This window comes from Nitratireductor sp. OM-1, from assembly GCF_003296175.1.
GTDB lineage: Bacteria > Pseudomonadota > Alphaproteobacteria > Rhizobiales > Rhizobiaceae > Nitratireductor > Nitratireductor aquimarinus.
Map to the genome: position 1 here is coordinate 2,553,293 of NZ_CP029208.1, position 15,173 is coordinate 2,568,465.

Annotated in this window: 18 protein-coding genes and 2 tRNA genes; 12 read left to right on the forward strand and 8 right to left on the reverse strand. The window is 56.2% G+C overall.

The window, feature by feature from the left end; translation table 11 throughout:
* Nucleotides 1-103: 103 nt before the first annotated feature.
* A complete protein-coding gene (locus DEJ54_RS12140; protein WP_113154799.1) occupies nucleotides 104-445 on the forward strand; it encodes a DUF1515 family protein in 342 nt (113 codons plus the stop codon).
* A gap of 136 nt (nucleotides 446-581) precedes the next feature.
* Here DEJ54_RS12140 and DEJ54_RS12145 read toward each other — a convergent pair whose 3' ends face one another.
* Nucleotides 582-1,832, reverse strand: a complete 1,251-nt coding sequence (locus tag DEJ54_RS12145; protein WP_113154800.1) for an outer membrane protein — start codon at nucleotides 1,830-1,832, stop codon at nucleotides 582-584.
* Between the two features lie 460 nt (nucleotides 1,833-2,292).
* Between DEJ54_RS12145 and DEJ54_RS23190 the strand changes: the two genes are divergently transcribed.
* Nucleotides 2,293-2,472: a hypothetical protein gene (locus tag DEJ54_RS23190; protein ID WP_162742272.1), complete on the forward strand. Its 180-nt coding sequence runs from the start codon at nucleotides 2,293-2,295 to the stop codon at nucleotides 2,470-2,472.
* A 38-nt stretch (nucleotides 2,473-2,510) separates the two neighbouring features.
* Here the strand turns inward: DEJ54_RS23190 and DEJ54_RS12150 are convergent, their stop codons facing one another.
* Genes DEJ54_RS12150 through DEJ54_RS12160 form a run of 3 tightly spaced genes read right to left on the reverse strand, consistent with a single transcriptional unit; the run spans nucleotide 2,511 to nucleotide 3,684 of the window.
* Nucleotides 2,511-3,167, reverse strand: a complete 657-nt coding sequence (locus DEJ54_RS12150) for an SOS response-associated peptidase (protein ID WP_113154801.1) — start codon at nucleotides 3,165-3,167, stop codon at nucleotides 2,511-2,513.
* A 9-nt stretch (nucleotides 3,168-3,176) separates the two neighbouring features.
* Nucleotides 3,177-3,443: a hypothetical protein gene (locus tag DEJ54_RS12155; RefSeq protein WP_113154802.1), complete on the reverse strand. Its 267-nt coding sequence runs from the start codon at nucleotides 3,441-3,443 to the stop codon at nucleotides 3,177-3,179.
* 43 nt (nucleotides 3,444-3,486) lie between these two features.
* Nucleotides 3,487-3,684, reverse strand: coding sequence for a hypothetical protein (locus DEJ54_RS12160; protein WP_113154803.1), 198 nt, complete (start codon nucleotides 3,682-3,684; stop codon nucleotides 3,487-3,489).
* 580 nt (nucleotides 3,685-4,264) lie between these two features.
* Here DEJ54_RS12160 and DEJ54_RS12170 point away from each other — a divergent pair.
* On the forward strand, nucleotides 4,265-4,729 hold the full coding sequence (locus DEJ54_RS12170) for a thermonuclease family protein (RefSeq protein WP_245447535.1): 465 nt from the start codon (nucleotides 4,265-4,267) through the stop codon (nucleotides 4,727-4,729).
* Between the two features lie 229 nt (nucleotides 4,730-4,958).
* The gene (locus DEJ54_RS12175) at nucleotides 4,959-6,941 is read left to right on the forward strand and encodes a mechanosensitive ion channel family protein (RefSeq protein WP_113154805.1); all 1,983 of its coding nucleotides are present in this window, start codon (nucleotides 4,959-4,961) and stop codon (nucleotides 6,939-6,941) included.
* A gap of 317 nt (nucleotides 6,942-7,258) precedes the next feature.
* Here the strand turns inward: DEJ54_RS12175 and DEJ54_RS12180 are convergent, their stop codons facing one another.
* A complete protein-coding gene (locus tag DEJ54_RS12180; RefSeq protein WP_113154806.1) occupies nucleotides 7,259-7,987 on the reverse strand; it encodes an aspartate/glutamate racemase family protein in 729 nt (242 codons plus the stop codon).
* A gap of 113 nt (nucleotides 7,988-8,100) precedes the next feature.
* On the opposite strand from DEJ54_RS12180, the gene DEJ54_RS12185 reads away from it, so the two are divergent.
* The 5 genes from DEJ54_RS12185 (at nucleotide 8,101) to DEJ54_RS12205 (ending at nucleotide 10,225) form a co-directional block, all read left to right on the forward strand.
* The gene (locus DEJ54_RS12185; protein ID WP_113154807.1) at nucleotides 8,101-8,937 is read left to right on the forward strand and encodes an AraC family transcriptional regulator; all 837 of its coding nucleotides are present in this window, start codon (nucleotides 8,101-8,103) and stop codon (nucleotides 8,935-8,937) included.
* The gene (locus DEJ54_RS23735; protein ID WP_113154808.1) at nucleotides 8,918-9,241 is read left to right on the forward strand and encodes an integrase core domain-containing protein; all 324 of its coding nucleotides are present in this window, start codon (nucleotides 8,918-8,920) and stop codon (nucleotides 9,239-9,241) included. The genes DEJ54_RS12185 and DEJ54_RS23735 overlap by 20 nt, the downstream gene beginning before the upstream one ends.
* A 430-nt stretch (nucleotides 9,242-9,671) precedes the next feature.
* A tRNA-Pro gene (locus tag DEJ54_RS12195) sits at nucleotides 9,672-9,748 on the forward strand.
* Nucleotides 9,749-9,824: 76 nt separating this feature from the next.
* On the forward strand, nucleotides 9,825-10,130 hold the full coding sequence (locus tag DEJ54_RS12200; RefSeq protein ID WP_113154809.1) for an ETC complex I subunit: 306 nt from the start codon (nucleotides 9,825-9,827) through the stop codon (nucleotides 10,128-10,130).
* An 18-nt stretch (nucleotides 10,131-10,148) separates the two neighbouring features.
* A tRNA-Arg gene (locus DEJ54_RS12205) sits at nucleotides 10,149-10,225 on the forward strand.
* 84 nt (nucleotides 10,226-10,309) lie between these two features.
* Here the strand turns inward: DEJ54_RS12205 and DEJ54_RS12210 are convergent.
* On the reverse strand, nucleotides 10,310-10,945 hold the full coding sequence (locus DEJ54_RS12210; RefSeq protein WP_113154810.1) for an HD domain-containing protein: 636 nt from the start codon (nucleotides 10,943-10,945) through the stop codon (nucleotides 10,310-10,312).
* A 91-nt stretch (nucleotides 10,946-11,036) separates the two neighbouring features.
* Between DEJ54_RS12210 and DEJ54_RS12215 the strand changes: the two genes are divergently transcribed.
* The 3 genes from DEJ54_RS12215 (at nucleotide 11,037) to DEJ54_RS12225 (ending at nucleotide 13,554) form a co-directional block, all read left to right on the forward strand.
* Nucleotides 11,037-12,026: a GlxA family transcriptional regulator gene (locus DEJ54_RS12215; protein ID WP_204360800.1), complete on the forward strand. Its 990-nt coding sequence runs from the start codon at nucleotides 11,037-11,039 to the stop codon at nucleotides 12,024-12,026.
* 287 nt (nucleotides 12,027-12,313) lie between these two features.
* Entirely contained in the window at nucleotides 12,314-12,772 is a 459-nt protein-coding gene (locus DEJ54_RS12220; protein ID WP_113154812.1) for a hypothetical protein, read from the forward strand.
* Nucleotides 12,769-13,554 (forward strand): relaxase/mobilization nuclease domain-containing protein, encoded by a 786-nt coding sequence (locus tag DEJ54_RS12225; protein WP_113154813.1) that lies wholly within the window; start codon nucleotides 12,769-12,771, stop codon nucleotides 13,552-13,554. The genes DEJ54_RS12220 and DEJ54_RS12225 overlap by 4 nt, the downstream gene beginning before the upstream one ends.
* Here the strand turns inward: DEJ54_RS12225 and DEJ54_RS12230 are convergent.
* Together DEJ54_RS12230 and DEJ54_RS23195 are read right to left on the reverse strand one after the other, a co-directional pair.
* The gene (locus DEJ54_RS12230; RefSeq protein ID WP_113154814.1) at nucleotides 13,498-14,424 is read right to left on the reverse strand and encodes a Kiwa anti-phage protein KwaB-like domain-containing protein; all 927 of its coding nucleotides are present in this window, start codon (nucleotides 14,422-14,424) and stop codon (nucleotides 13,498-13,500) included. The genes DEJ54_RS12225 and DEJ54_RS12230 overlap by 57 nt on opposite strands.
* Nucleotides 14,424-15,116 carry a hypothetical protein gene (locus tag DEJ54_RS23195; RefSeq protein ID WP_162742274.1) on the reverse strand — a complete coding sequence of 231 codons (693 nt, stop codon included), beginning with the start codon at nucleotides 15,114-15,116 and terminating at the stop codon, nucleotides 14,424-14,426. The genes DEJ54_RS12230 and DEJ54_RS23195 overlap by 1 nt, the downstream gene beginning before the upstream one ends.
* Between the last annotated feature and the right edge of the window lie 57 nt (nucleotides 15,117-15,173).

Consider the following 15,173-nt stretch of genomic DNA (forward strand, 5'->3'; position numbering starts at 1 on the left):
TGGCGAATGACCGCGTGACCGCCGTCGCCATCGCGCAGCATCGTGGCCGGTATCATAAATACCGCTGCGGGAAGTGACCACATGTAGTTGATAGGCAACGCAAATGTCAGAAGCGAGTGTTGAGCGGACCCTTGGTCAAATCCTTGGAGAGCTGAAAGGCATCGATGACCGCTTGATGCGCGCGGACGACAGCCGCGCCGTGGTGCATCGCCGGTTGGATGAAGTCAGCAACCGACTGTCGCATCTCGAAGGTGAGGCGGAGACAACAAAGGCCAAGGTCGATCAAATGCAATCTGTCACCGATGATGTCGTCAGACTGAGGTCGCAGGCTCAAGGCGCGGGCACTGCGGGGCGTTGGTTGATCCGTCTTGGCATCGGCATTGTGGGGTTCGCCGGCTGGCTGGTCGGTATCTACACCTGGCTGACTGGGCGGCCGCCGCCGTAACTAAATTTATCCTCCTCAACTTGCCCCGCTGGCTTCGGCTGGCGGGGGCTTTCTGCTTTCTAAGCCCGAAAAGAGAAAGAGCCCGAACATCAAGTCCGGGCTCTCTCGTCGGTGATATTCGGACGTAGCCGCAGACCTACATCAGCTTGAACTTGAGGCCGGCGCGCACCGCGTGGGAAGACGGATCGACTTTGAACAACCCGGCCGAACCAAAGTCCTCGGAACCAAAGTCGGAGTAGCGATACTCGAGGTTGAGTGTTGTGCGGTCCGTAACGGCCGTTTCAATGCCACCGCCAACTGAGAAGCCGTTCGCGTTCCAGTCGTACAGATTGCCAAGGCCGCTGACATTGACCTCGAAATGCTGGTGGCTATAGCCGGCGAGACCGTAGACAAGCGTACCTGCGCCAACCTTGTAGCCGAGGCGGGCGAGCACGTCGAAGCCGTAGTCGGCATCAATGGAGGCGTTGCCGCCAGGCGCGGAAAGCTCGCTGGAGATCGTGGAATAGCGCGCGTTTGCCATCACGCCTGCGACCCAGTTACCGCTGAACTCCATGTCGTAGCCGATCGAGGCTTCCGCGAAGATGCCCTCAGCGCCGATCCCGTTGAAGCCGAGGCCGAGGCCAGGCACTTTGAGATCATGAACTAGGCCACCGGCACCCACTGCCGCACCGATTGTCAGGCCATTCCAGCTATACGAAGGCGCATCGAAGCCCGCACCGCCGGAGTTCATCCCGAAGCGATAGTTCAGCCCTGCGTGGAATGTGTGCATCGACGGCGTAACCTCGATCACGCCTGCAGAACCGAAATCTTCCGAGCCGAAGTGCGAGTACCGGTACTCCGACTTGAGGGTCCAGTTGCTCGCGATTGCCGTTTCAATGCCGGCACCAACCACGAAGCCACTGCTGTCCCAGCTGTAATCAAGGCCGGCCGGGTTTGAGGAAACGTCGAAATGCTGCCAGCTGTAGCCGCCGAGAACATAGGCCAGCGTCGACGGCGTGAGCAGATAGCCGGCGCGCACGCCCACGTCGAACCCGTAGTCGGCCTTGGCGTCAATGGAGCCGGGGCCCATCGACAGCTTCGCGCCGATATTGCCGATCCGAGCGTCAGCAAACGCACCGATGAGGAAACGCGGCGACATCATGTAGTCGTAGCCGATGGTGAGTTCGCCGAACACACCCTCGCCGCCGATGCCGTTTGCCGAGGCGGCAAGCGGGTTGATGTCCACTTCGCCGACGAGCGCGCCTGCGCCGCCGCCAAAGCCAACATAGACGCCGGACCAGTTGTAGCCTGACTTTGCGTTTTCCGTGAGATCAGCCGCCGTGGCAGACTGCGTGGCAAGCGCCAGTCCGCAGCCTGCGGCAACTAATGCGATAAGACTCGTTTTCATGATTTCCCCCACTCCCTGAAGTGTACTCAGTTGGCTTAATACAGCTGCCACGGAGAGAGTCCATACGGTCGTGTTGTCAAATTGTGAAAACGGATAGGTTGTGTTTTCTATGCAACATTTGAGTTGAACCGCTTTCCTGATTGGCTCTTTTGGTCCGCATAAACCGTGGCCTCACAATGCCTTGAGGGGTCCGCTTGAACACTTGGGTAGAGTGGAGCGGACAATGAAGCTTCACGCAATTATCGAGGATTTTGTCACACGAGATTGATCCAGGTTAATTGTGTTGCGGCTAAATTACGCTAGGGAACCCCGGCTGTTTGGGTGGGGACCCGCATCAAAGAACTCCAAGGTTTCGTTTTTGAGATCTTTCTTTTTACTGCTGTTGATATCCGTTTGAGATGCTTCTGGTCGGTAGCTGGGCCTCTGCTCCTCCTTTAACCGTGTCTGCTTGGGGGGAGACATGATTGACTTTCTTCAGAATTGGAGAGGGCTCGCGGTTCCGATTGCTCTCGTTTTATGTCTGTTGGTGTTTTTAGTGCTGTTGTTTTTTCGTCCGCTCGATTTGCCGGGGCGAGCCAAAGCAAATGTTGGAGTAGATGGCGCTGGCTCGGATGGAGCCGATCCGGACGCTGAGCTTTGACGTAATTGGTCAGACGTTTCTTCGAACCGAGAAGCGTTTCAGTCGGGAACCTCCGGCGCTTCCACGATCATCAGCTTGTCGTCGGGCAGGGGGCGTTGAAGCTTCTTCGCTTCCTCCCATGGCTCTGTAAGCCATGCAGTCATTTCGTCTTCCGTGGTGAGGATGACCGGCATGGCCTTCTTGTGCACTGGCTCGACAACGCCGTTGGGCTCTGTGGTCAGGAAGCCATAGACCTCATGGTCGGCTGGTTCCTCGCGCGCCATGCGCTTGCCGTGCCACGGTGTCCAAAGGCCGGCGAAGACGAACAGGGGGCGATCCTCACTCAGTGCAAACCATGCATTCGGCGTCCGCTTGTCGCCTTCCTTCCGGCTGGTGGGATCGGGCTCGGCGAAGCTCGTGACCGGCACAAGGCAGCGGCTTTCAGGCGAGAGCCATTTGCGCCAGTGGGCGGATGATGTGTTGCGGATGTTCGTAACGCCGCTGTCGTGCTTTCCCTTGATGAACATGGGCGGCGTCGGCATGCCCCAACGGGCACGCACCTTTTCCCGCTCTCCATCCTCTCCCACGCGAATAATCGGCGCATAGCGGTTCGGATAGACCTGCAGTGACGGCTCATTGAAGGCATACTCGCGCGTTGTCTTGATGAAGTCGCGGATCGCCTGGCGCGTCGTCGTCATATTGTAGAGGTTGCACATCGGTCGGGATCACCTCGGCCATTGATTTATGACCATGATGGTATTGCCACGGGCGTTTTGGCAACTCCTGCAGCGCAGGCGCTTTTCCAGATCGATCGCTGTTGCGTCCCGGCCGTAGCGCCGCTCAAGCGCGCGGCGGTCCAGCTCGGATATGGATTTGCAGCGCCGGCATATGGCACCGAGCACATAGTAGGGCTGAATGTCCTTCAGCCGGATCTGGCCGTCGCGTGTGAAGAAAACCACCTCGGACAGGTGGAGTGGTTTGAACTGGCGCATATGGCGGCTCCGCAAAACATGTGCCGCACCGTTGTTTCCTTCATCAGCGCGCCGCCCCGGCGCGCGCAAATCCCCAGCTGACAGACCGCTCCAGCGCTTCTACCCGCCCGGCGAGATAGTCCCGCTCTCCCATGAGCGCAATGACCGCCTCACGCGGATCGCCGCCGCAGGCCTCTATGATCGCCTCGGCCGCTGGCTCATAAGGATCGGGTTCCGTCTGTGGCTTCAGTGCGTGGTCCACGCGCCATCTCCTGCTTGTACGTAGTGAGTATGGCAAATCGTACCGCAGCTGCCCTTGACGAGTCTATAGTTTGTTCCCTAAATGTTCACATTATGGGAAAGAAGTCCTATCGCCTTAGCCGCCTCGGAAACCTGATCGAAGACGGATATCAGGTGCTGATAATCTGCGATGCCCAGACCGGAGGGGAGTGGTGCCGGCACTCCGCCTATCTGGATCTTGACTATCTGAGGCGACGGTTCGGCCTGGAGTTTGAAGTCATGCACCATATGGTGGCGCCGATGCTGCGGTGCTCCAAGTGTGGTGCGAAGGGGTTACCTTGCCGCGGACCGATCAGATTGCAGTTGCGCGTGCCTGAGAAGCCTGTCTATCACAGTTCTGATCCCTGGATGCCTCCGCCGGCTTAGTGAGAAATGCTCCGGGATTTTGCGCCACTTATAGAGCCACATATTGTGCCACAAATAATGTCGGCGCGGCGAAGAAGGCAACAAAATCAGTTCCCCTATTGCGGACGTGAAGCAACCCAACAATTTCCGAATTTGTAACCTTCGTGTTCGATGGTGACTCTGCATGGGGGGTAATTATGCTTGGAAAATCACCTGTACTCACGCTCGGATTCTGTGCGGTGCTTGCTGGAGCAGCGCTCGCTGGATGGAACTTTTCCCCGGCAGAGCGTCAATTCATGACACCAGAGTCTGTCGCTGTCAGTCGGATTGTTGCAATGCCGATTTGCGGTAGTGGTAAGCGTGTGAATTGTGTTGTCGATGGCGACACGATCTGGGTGAATCGAGAGAAGATCCGGCTCGAAGGTTTCAATACTCCGGAGTTAAATGGTGTTTGCGCGCGCGAACGACGATTGGCGGTCCAGGCGCGCGATGAACTGCGGCGTGCGCTGAACGGGCGTCGGTTCTCAATTGAGCGCAACGGACAAGATCGCTATGGCCGCACCCTGGCGACGGTCCGTGTCGATGGAATTGATGTCGGCGAAAACTTGATCCGGAAGGGATTGGCGCACGAATGGCGCGGGTTTAAGGAGAACTGGTGCTAGAAAGTGCGGGGCCTGTGCGCAAATCCCCAATAAATGGAAACGCCCGTTTTATCGAGTTGCGAGTGATTACCGCATTGAACAAAGGAACCCTCCTAAGATAATTTTGGATCGTGACTTCCATTATTCGATTTGAACTTTTGTTAACTTCAGCATCTGGATTTAATGGGAAAAAAATTGAATTTCGACGTATAATTCGATCGATCTAAATAATTTTATATTCGGTGAAAATATGATTAAGTACATTGTGAGAGCGGTTAATTTATTAAATTCGATGACTCGAAATTCTTGTCGATTTAAAATTGCTTTTTATTTTTCCCTATTTTTAGGGGTGGTTTTTTTTGCGATGATTTCTGCGGCGCCGCAAGCCGCTAGGGCGCAAGCGACAGTCGATGAACTGGTCGCGGATGATTTCTGGGCCCAGATTCGTACAGATACTCCGCGCTACACGATGGCTTCCTTCCTCTTCGCTTCGAACGCCTTGGAAAAAAGCGTCTCTAAGTACATGGAAAACCCAAGCCTCGAGCTTCAAGCCGACATCGCGCTACTATCCGATGTTCTTGTGGATCTAATCGATCTGGATAGTGTTCCCGTCGCCACACGCCGTCAAACCGGTATCAGGACGTTTGAATACCTAATGGACATCTTTGGTCGCATAGGTAAGCCAGACACGCTTGCTTTTCCGGATCTGGACACCCTGGCCAGGACCGACGCTGACGGATTTCGTATCCCTCAGACACCCCTTCGGATTGAGCGGGTTAAAGAGGGACCTCGAAAAGGAGAGTTCCTTTTTGCTGATGACACAATTCGTGTCGCGCCGCGTTTCTATGCTGCAGTGAGCCATTTGCCGCTCAAAACAGCATTGGACATTGAAAGTTGGACAAACTTCGGGCCGCAGCAAACTGGACCGCTCGTCCCCCCAGAAGTCATGCAACTCGTGCCGGAAATGCTGCACGACATTTGGTTAGAGACGCCCGCATGGAAGGTTATTTTCCAGATCGTGTTGCTTGCCGCTGTGGTGATCGCGATCTTGGGAATCCATCGGCTGGTGCGCTCGCGCGTCCGCTCAGGGCGAATTTCAATCTTGTTGGCGAAAACCCTCGCGCCAGTCTTGCTGGTCTATTCGACCTCATCGTTGCTACCCTTCATCGCACTTCAGGTACATCTGTCCGGCACGTTCGCCCGATTTTACGATGTGACACTAACTGTCGTCACATATGGCGGGCTTGCGTTCATCTTCTGGCTTGCGGTCAGGGCCCTCGTGGAGGCGATAATACTCTTCCCGCACATCCCGGATGAGAGCCTGGATGCCGATTTGCTTCGTCTCGGTGGAGCAACCTTAGGGGTGTTTGGCGCAGTTTTTATCCTCGCGTTGGCTGGTCAGGCGGTAGGCCTGCCCGTTCTAAGTATGGTTGCCGGGCTAGGCATCGGCGGGCTTGCGGTCGCTTTGGCTGTGCGTCCGACATTTGAAAACCTGATTGGGGGGGTGATCCTGTTCGTCGATAGGCCTGTCCGGGTGGGTGATTTCTGCAGTGTGGGAGACCAGAAGGGGACAGTCGAGGGGATCGGTATTCGGTCGACCAAACTGCGCGGTCTGGATCGTACCGTCATATCAATCCCAAACGCGCAGTTTGCCGATATGCAGATAATCAACTGGGCTCAGTGTGACCAGATGTTGATCAAGGAAACAATTGGTTTGCGCTACGATACCACGGACGACCAACTTCGCTATTTGTTGGTTGAACTCCGGCGCATGCTTCATGCCCATCCACGGATTGATGGCGACACGGTGCGGGTGCGATTTTCAGGCTTCGGTGACAGTTCCCTAAAAGTTGACATCCGGGTCTATGCACAAACACGTGAATGGAATGATTTTTATGCTGTGCGCGAGGATATCGACCTCCGGATATTAAAGGCAGTACGCGAAGCAGGCACGGATTTCGCGTTTCCTTCACAAACTGTCTACATGGCAAAGGACAGTGGGCGTGACAAAGCGCTTAGTAATCGTGCCGAAGCGGCTGTTCGGCGCTGGCGAGAGTCGGGACAGTTACCGTTCCCGCGTCTGACGCGCGCTGAGCTCGATGGATTGGAAGGCACTCTTGACTATCCGCCTTCGGGTAGCCCCGACGCCGGAGAGGAGAAGAAAATAAATCCCGAGGTTGCGGAGCCGTTGTCAAATCCACCTGAGGAGAATTCCGCGGAGTTAAACAAGTAACTCAGGTCCGCTCGACTATGCCTATCACGAGTTCAACCGCAAACCAGCGGCGTCTCTAGGCTACGGAGGGGGGGGGCGGCGCGAGCAATTGAGCAACTCCGTCTGATCTGTATCGAGCTTCAACTTGCCCCCCCCCTGCGCTATGCTGTCCATATCGGTATGGAGCAGTATCTGGTTACAGCAAGCGGCGAGCGGCGGCTTGATGATTTTGAGTTTCTGAACGTGAGCGCTACGTCAATGATCCAGGATCTCATTTGGTGGACGCAGGCACTGATGACCGCGCGTGAAGGAACGCAAAAGGTTCGCGACCGGATAGCTTAGGACAGCGCAAACGACGCGAGGGCTCCGACATGCAGGGCGGTCGTATCGAACACTGGAAAGCCCGGCAGATCGGATTGTCCGATCAGTAGAAAGATTTCCGTGCATCCAAGAATCACGCCCTGCGCGCCCTCAGCCCGCAGGGCGGCGGCAACCCGCAGATACTCCGCTTTGGATGCGGCGCGCAGGTCGCGCCGCACCAGTTCGTCAAAGATGATCCTGTCCACCACTTTCTGATCCGCATCAGACGGTGCAAGGACTTCGATCCCAAATCGCTCTTTGAGGTGGGCGCGCAGTTCGTCAGACTGCATCGTAGCTATCGTGCCCAAGAGGCCCACACGCGTGATCCCGGCTTTCTGGATGACCTCGCCAGTCGAATCGGCGATATGAATGAAGGGTGTCGTGCGGCCCGCCATGATTGGTGCAACGACGCGATGCATTGTGTTTGAAACGCAGCCGATCACATCGGCACCAGCCCGCTCCAATCGGTCAATCTTTTCGGCAAGATAGGCCCGCGCTTCGTCCCACTGGTTCCGACGTACAAAGTATTCTATGTTTCCAAAATTCACTGAAACGATGACAATCTCGCCATTGTCCCAAGCTCCATACTCTTGGTTCAGGCGCTCATTCAACATCCGATAGTATTCGCCCGTTGCTTGATTGCTCATTCCGCCGAGAATCCCAATCACCTTCTGCGACAGGGGCCGCGTTGCACTGCTGTTTTCCATGACAAACCGATGCCTTCATTGTTGCCGATGTGTCATCCCTCACATGCAGCATGTCCGAAGGATTGGACGATCCTGCGCATTGGCGTGTTCGTGGAGAAGGAAGTAGGTAGGAAATGAAGGCGCAGCGACGCGATCGCATGAAGCTATGGCGCGACACCGGATTGCCTGACGGGCTGGAACTACTGCGTGCCTCCTGCTTTGATTATAGCTATCCCGCACATTTTCATGATGAGTTCGTCATCGCGGCTTTCAGCCGAGGCGCGCAACGGCATCGTGTCCTTCGCCGGAACGGGGTCGCAATGGCGGGAACCGTGATGATTATCCATCCGGGCGAAGTTCATGCGGCCGAGGCTGCTGCGCGCGATCATGGTTGGGATTATTGCGCCTTCTATCCATCTTCCGGCTTTCTCGAAACCATCGCGGACGATGTGCTGGGCGGTCATGGTCCGCTTGATTTCGGCAATGACGTGATACGCCATGATGTTGATGCTACGCGGCTCCTTCTTCGCGCCCACGCGGTTATTAGCAATACGCCCGACCGTATCGAAAAGGAGTGTGCCGCATACGATGCTTTCGGCTCAATCATCGCCCGCTATGGGCAACGGACGCGACAGGGACGCTCTCTGAGGCTGGTGAGAGCCGATATACGGCAGTCGATGGAGTATCTTGAAGCCCACTACTGGGAACCTGTCACCGTGGGGGACGTCGCGGCAGTCGCGGGCCTGAGCGACTATCATTTCATGCGTCTGTTCCGGGCGACCACGGGCCTGTCCGTCCACCGCTATCTGACGCAAATACGCCTCAACCAGGCGAAGTCTCTACTTTCCCGCGGCATCTGCGCGGCCGAAACCGCGGTAAGCGTCGGCCTGTTCGATCAAAGTCACCTCATCCGTCATTTTCGTCGGCACTACGGCGTGACGCCAAGTGATTATGCGAAAGCTTGTTGCTAGGTTCAGGACCAATCGATTTGACTTCATAGCTCTATTTTTCGGACGGCCGCTTAGAGGTCTGCTGAACTGTGCCAGACTTGGGCGCGGCTCGCTCCACCAGGCGCGGCGCACCTTCAAATACGAATGCGTCTATCTGCACGCTTGGGAAACTGGATCACAGGCTCGCGCTGGCGTCCGCGACTGGATGGAATTCTACAATCATCGACGCCCTCATTCCGCCCTTGGCGGTAAACCGCCTGCGGTGATCTATTGGCGGCGCATTGAACAAAACCAACCCGACCAGCAGGTGCAACGAGTAGCTTAATTTACGCCGATATCTGTCCAGCGATTGGGGAGTAGCTCATAAACGCGTTACACATCGCTACTGAGATTGGCCACAAATTTGGTGTGGCGTTTCACACAAAGGTCAGTAACTTCAACGCCAAGGCATTCCGGGCGAAAATCGAATATGCGCCCAATGAGCGCGAGTATCGCTTTGCCGGGCTCGTTTTCGAAAGCTACCATTCCGCTCTAGGCCCAAGTCGGCCATGTGATGTGCCTGCAACGAATCGAGATCGATTTGGCGGTGGTATGGGTGGCGATGCTTCTTCTGTGGCAGTGAACGCTACAGGAACAACCGTGGTAGTTTCCGTGGGACTTTTGCGCCCACCAGTGCCACGGGGCGCTGTTTGTTCTGTTTTTGGTTCATTCGCCTATTGCCAAATCAGAACGGAAACTCTAGGGAGAGCGGACTTCGGAGCGTAGCGCAGCCTGGTAGCGCATCTGGTTTGGGACCAGAGGGTCGCAGGTTCGAATCCTGCCGCTCCGACCATCTTATCGCATGCTGCCCCGTGTGGCATGTTGCTTGTTTCGGCGTTTCGACGCCTGCAGGGAACGAGGTTCAAGACGTGTCTGCGCGCATTTTCAGCCCGGCCAAGACGGCCATGCAGTCCGGCAAGGCCAAAACCGGCCGTTGGGTTCTCGAATTCGATCCGGCAGTACCGCGCAAGATCGATCCGCTGATGGGCTACACTTCTTCGTCCGACATGAAGAGCCAGGTTCGCCTGACTTTCGAGAGCCGGGAAGAGGCGGTCGCCTATGCGGAGCGTAACGGCATTCCTTTCCGTGTGGAAGAACCGCATCAGCCCAAGCGCCGTCAGGTTTCCTACTCTGACAATTTCCGCTATGACCGCAAGACCCCGTGGACGCACTGATTTCTGCTTCCACATCGTGGTCCCGTAGCTCAGTTGGATAGAGCACCGGCCTTCTAAGCCGATGGTCGCAGGTTCGAATCCTGCCGGGATCGCCATATTTCCAGTTTTTTAGTGACCCCGGCGCTGGCCCTGCAGGGTGCGGCCTGGCAGTTGAACCACCGGCCGACAGGCCCAAGAGTCTAGCCTTTCCATGGCGAGTTGCGGATGATGCTGCAGAAATTTCCGCAATGGAAGCCGGGCTCCTTGTCCGCCAGAACATCAGCCTTCACATTGCCGAATGTCGTCTCCGGTTTGTGCCTTATGCCTTCGTAAAAGGCCTGAATGATCTCTTCCTTGAAGTGTGCAGGTCGCGGGAAAGCGCCGACGATCTTTTCCCGCTCCGCATCGCTATAGGCTTCATAGCCGATGCCCAGAACATCCATCTCCACGCCGGTAGTGACCAGGGCGATGACAGGATGCATGTGTTCAGGGATGCCGGGTGTGGTGTGCAGGGCAATCGCCGTCCAGACCGTGTCCATATCGTGTTGCGAAATGCCCTGCCGTTGCAGGAAGGCGCGGGCGGCATTTGCTCCGTCGACTTCGAAACGGGCCGTGTCGCTGCGATGTGGCTCGGTCAGCCCCATGTCGTGGAACATGGCGGCGGTGTAGAGCAGCTCGGTGTCATAGGTGAGGCCGCGACGCTCGCCCGCCATTGCGCCGAACAGATAGACGCGACTTGAATGGTTGAACAGGAGCTCGCCCGCGGTGTCGCGGACGATCTCCGTAACCTCGCGCGCCATGCTGCTGTCCGGAATTTTTACTGAGCTGATAGTCATGATTGATGGATCTCCTTCAAAGACAGGGAGAGCCTAGAAAATCTTTGCTATGTCTACTATCGTCGTGAGACGACGAATATGGACAATTGACATGCCTGCAAGACGCCCGGCTCGACCTCTGACGATCGGCATCCTCGCTGTCCCGGGGGTGCAGATGCTTGATGTTGCCGGCCCGCTGGATGTCTTTGCCGAGGCCAACGCCCAGTCGGGCGCTGAGGTCTACAGAACAAGCGTGATCTCCGGCGTGTCAGGGCCGCTTTCGGCGTCTTCCGGGCTTCGAATACTGGCCGATATGGTTTTCGAAACCGAGCGCTGCAGTAGCTTTGACACATTGCTGGTCGCCGGAGCATCGCATATGGGGGAAACGGCGTCCGACTCTGCGATGGTCGACTGGATCAGGAGCAGCGCGCCTGCCTGTCGCCGGTTCGGCTCGGTGTGCAGCGGCGCGCTGCTCTTGGCCGAGACCGGGCTGCTGGAGGGCAGGCGCGTGACCACGCACTGGTCTGTCGCTGCCACGCTTGAGCGGCGATTTCCTGAAATCACAGTCGAGATTGATGCCCTACATGTGCGGGATGGCAGGGTGAGGACGGCCGCCGGCGTGACGGCGGGGCTTGATCTTGCACTGGCGCTTGTGGAGGAGGATCTTGGAAGCGAGGTCGCGAAACGCGTCGCCGCACAGCTGGTCATGTTCTTCAAGCGACCGGGTGGTCAGCTTCAGTTCAGCAGGCGAGGCGAAAGCAGCGTTTCCGGTCGCTCGGCGCTTCAGGAGGTTCAGCGCTGGGTTCTGGCGAACCCTGCACAGGATGCCAAGACCGGAACCCTGGCGTGTCGTGCGGGCCTGAGCCCCCGGCATTTTGTCCGTCTTTTCCAGCACGAGATAGGCCAAACCCCGGCGGCATGGGTCGAGGCGGTTCGTGTCGACATTGCGCGGCGCATGCTGGAAGATGGAGATCGCCCGAAGCAGGTCGCTGCAGCCTGCGGTTTCAGCAATGTGGACACTTTTCGGCGCGTGTTCCAGCGTCATGCGGGCATAAGCCCTGCGGAGTATCGACGGCGTTACGAAACGCCAGGATTTGGCTAGGCCAAGGGCGCGTTTCGGGAAGCCCGGCCGCTGCGAACTGCGAACCGCAAAAAGTATCCGACGATGCCATGAAAGATGGCGCGCCCGGACGGAAAAAGTTCAAACGCGCTTTTCGAGACTTTAGAGAACTGGGAACACATCCTCAAAACAGAAAAAATCAGCTTTCAGACTGATGCCCGCGGCACTATTTCAGAGGCTCCCACCCATCGCGAAAAACCAAGTCAGAAACCGGCTCCGCAGCGCCGGTCACGCAAGCGCTCCGGTCCTCAGTTGCGGGGGCCGTCGCGATGAACCAGGTCCCTCAGAAAATTCAGGCGAATGCACCGCGCATCCGGAATGATTTCGTTTCCGCTGCCAGTGACAATCGCGCCCGGCGGCGAAAGCGACCTTCACCGATCACATGGCGCGTGACGGAAGAAGAACGGAAGCGGCTCAAATCCCTCGCCGAGGGCATGCCGGTCAGCGCGTATATCCGCCAATGCGTTTTCGGGAAGGATGCGGCGCGGCGCAAACGCCGAAGCCATACCCCGGTGCAGGACCAGGAAGCATTGGCCAAGATTCTTGCCATGCTGGGGGCGTCACGCATCGCCAACAATCTGAACCAGCTTGCCTACCACGCGAACACGGGATCGCTGCTTCTGGACGAACACACGCTCGGCCAAATCAATGAAGCCTATGGCCACGTGTGCGCCATGCGCGAACTGCTGATCCAAACGCTTGGCCTGGTTGAAGACGGCAAACAATGATCCTCAAGGCTTCACAGCGCGGCGGCGGCATGCAGCTTGCCCGCCACCTTCTCAATTCCCGCGACAATGATCATGTCGAGGTCCACGAGCTGCGCGGGTTCGTTTCAAGTTCCCTGGAGGGCGCGTTCAAGGAAGCCTACGCGGTGTCGAGGGGCACGAAATGCACACAATTCCTGTTCTCACTGTCTCCTAGTCCGCCAGAAACGCAGCGCGTGCCCATCAATGTTTTCGAAACAGCCATCGCCGACATCGAAAAACGCATCGGCCTGAAAGGACAACCGCGCGCCATCGTCTTTCACGAGAAGGAAGGGCGGCGGCACGCCCATTGTGTATGGTCGCGCATCGATCCGGAGAAAATGAAGGCGATTAACCTGCCGCACTTCAAACTGAAACTGCGTGACATGTCTCGGGAACTTTATCTTGAACATGGCTGGCAGATGCCGCGTGGCCTGGCCACCACGCGATCCGACTACACGGGAGCCGGACCTGTTCCGGCGAATGGAGCGGGCCGGAGGATTTGGCCTATTGGGAAGGCGTTTTGTGTTGATGCAAGCTGGAAAGACAGGTTCGCTGCGCATGGAACAGGCGCAGACTTGTCAAGCGGCGGCACATATGCCGCCTCCGATCATCAATCTGTCAGGGATGGAAGCCGAATGGCCAAGGCCGCCAGCGGGCTTGGTTTACGACAGCCCGCCCGGACAGTAGTCCTGCGACGTAGCATCAGGTCAGACAGCAACCGGGGTGCTGCTGGGCACGTCATAGACCAGTCTCGAGAATGCTGATGAAAGCCGATGATCGAGAAGTGCGGTCATGATTTGAGAGCACGTTTCGGCGGTGGCAATGATCTTTCCATCACCGTTGAACTGGATTTCGAGACCGAATTCAGCCTGATTGTCCCTTAGGCGCTTCATGAAATCCGGGTCTCGGTAGTGGCCTTTCTCCCGGATGGCGGATGCTCGCCTGAGCTGTATCTTGTTTTCGCCAACATGCTCTACAAGCGGAGCAATATCGACGAACACGTCCATAAAATCCTGCTCGGCCTGAAGCGCGGCAAAATCGCCCTTGTGTGCTTCTTTGTACCTGAGCACCGACTCAAAATTTCGCTTGTTTAAACAAAGGATTTGATCGCCAATGATGATGAAGTCAAAGGTCTTGGCAATGTCGAAACGCGGCCTGTTATCAATGCCGAGCTGATCGTCAGAAAAAAGCAGCGTCTGCACGGAACGAGCCTTTTTCGTCCGCCAGTTTGAATCCGTTTTTCTCACTGCGTGCACAACCTGATCGTCATGTACAAACTTCGCCACATAAAATTTTGCGTTCCTGAGATGTCTGACCTGTGATGCCTTCTTTGTGTCGATCTCGGCAGCCGCCTCATCAACAACATATCCCGCGTGCGTCTCATTGGTCGTAATCCGCAGCGCGCTGGATTCATTGTTCTCCGCTAGTAGCCCATATTCCTGGACCTCTTCGATACGCCCCACTTCTGACTGGAACACCTCCTTTAAGACCTCATCGACGCCATCTGTCGTGTCCGCCCAGCGCCCTGTATAGTTGGGATCTTCTGAAGCTGGCCCCGTTGGTCCTTTGAATATCCATAATTGAGCGGAAGCGTCGGCTATGTTGAAATCGCGTAAATCATCTAAGGCTGGCATCAGTCTCCCCCTTTCGCTTTATCGGACTTAATTATCATCACGTCCTGTATCATTGCCTGGTTATAGCGGGTTTCTGGTTGCAGCTTTTCGGTGGAAAGGATGCGCGCGGTACGCGGGGTGGCATCGCCTGGAAACACGTATTTTACTTCGTAGAGTCGCCAGCCGAAGACGACCAGAAGCGGATTAAGGATCAGCTGTCCTGACCGGTATGTTATCGTAAACATCCATCCAAGAAATATAATTAGCCCAATGAATTTTCCCGTCTCCTGGTAATCTAAACTCATGAAGGACACGATATATGGCAGCGTATAATGCATAAGATCGGCGGGAACATAATTCGTTTCCTTAAGGTCGATTGGCGTTTTTGGCTTAATGCTCGCCAATGCAACCAATGAAATAATAAAGCATGCAACACACACGCCGAAAATGGTCAGAGAGTATCCGGCGTTCCGAAGTGGAATTTCGCACGTTGGATTATCGACTGGCCAGCAAGGAGAGGACCAAAGCAAGTCGTAACGGAAATCCTGTGCAAGCAAGATTAGGCTCAATGGTAGATATGAGCCGATGAACAGTATTAACGAAGCGAATAAGCGCGGTTGCAATCTATTCTTTTCCTTTCCAATTGCACCACCTTGCCCCAATGGGTCGCAATTGGCCAGACGTTTCAATCGAACATGGAATGGTCCTTCCATTGCCACGTCGCAGCCAAATCCGGGTATTTATGGGTATAAATTCGGGTATTTCGCCTT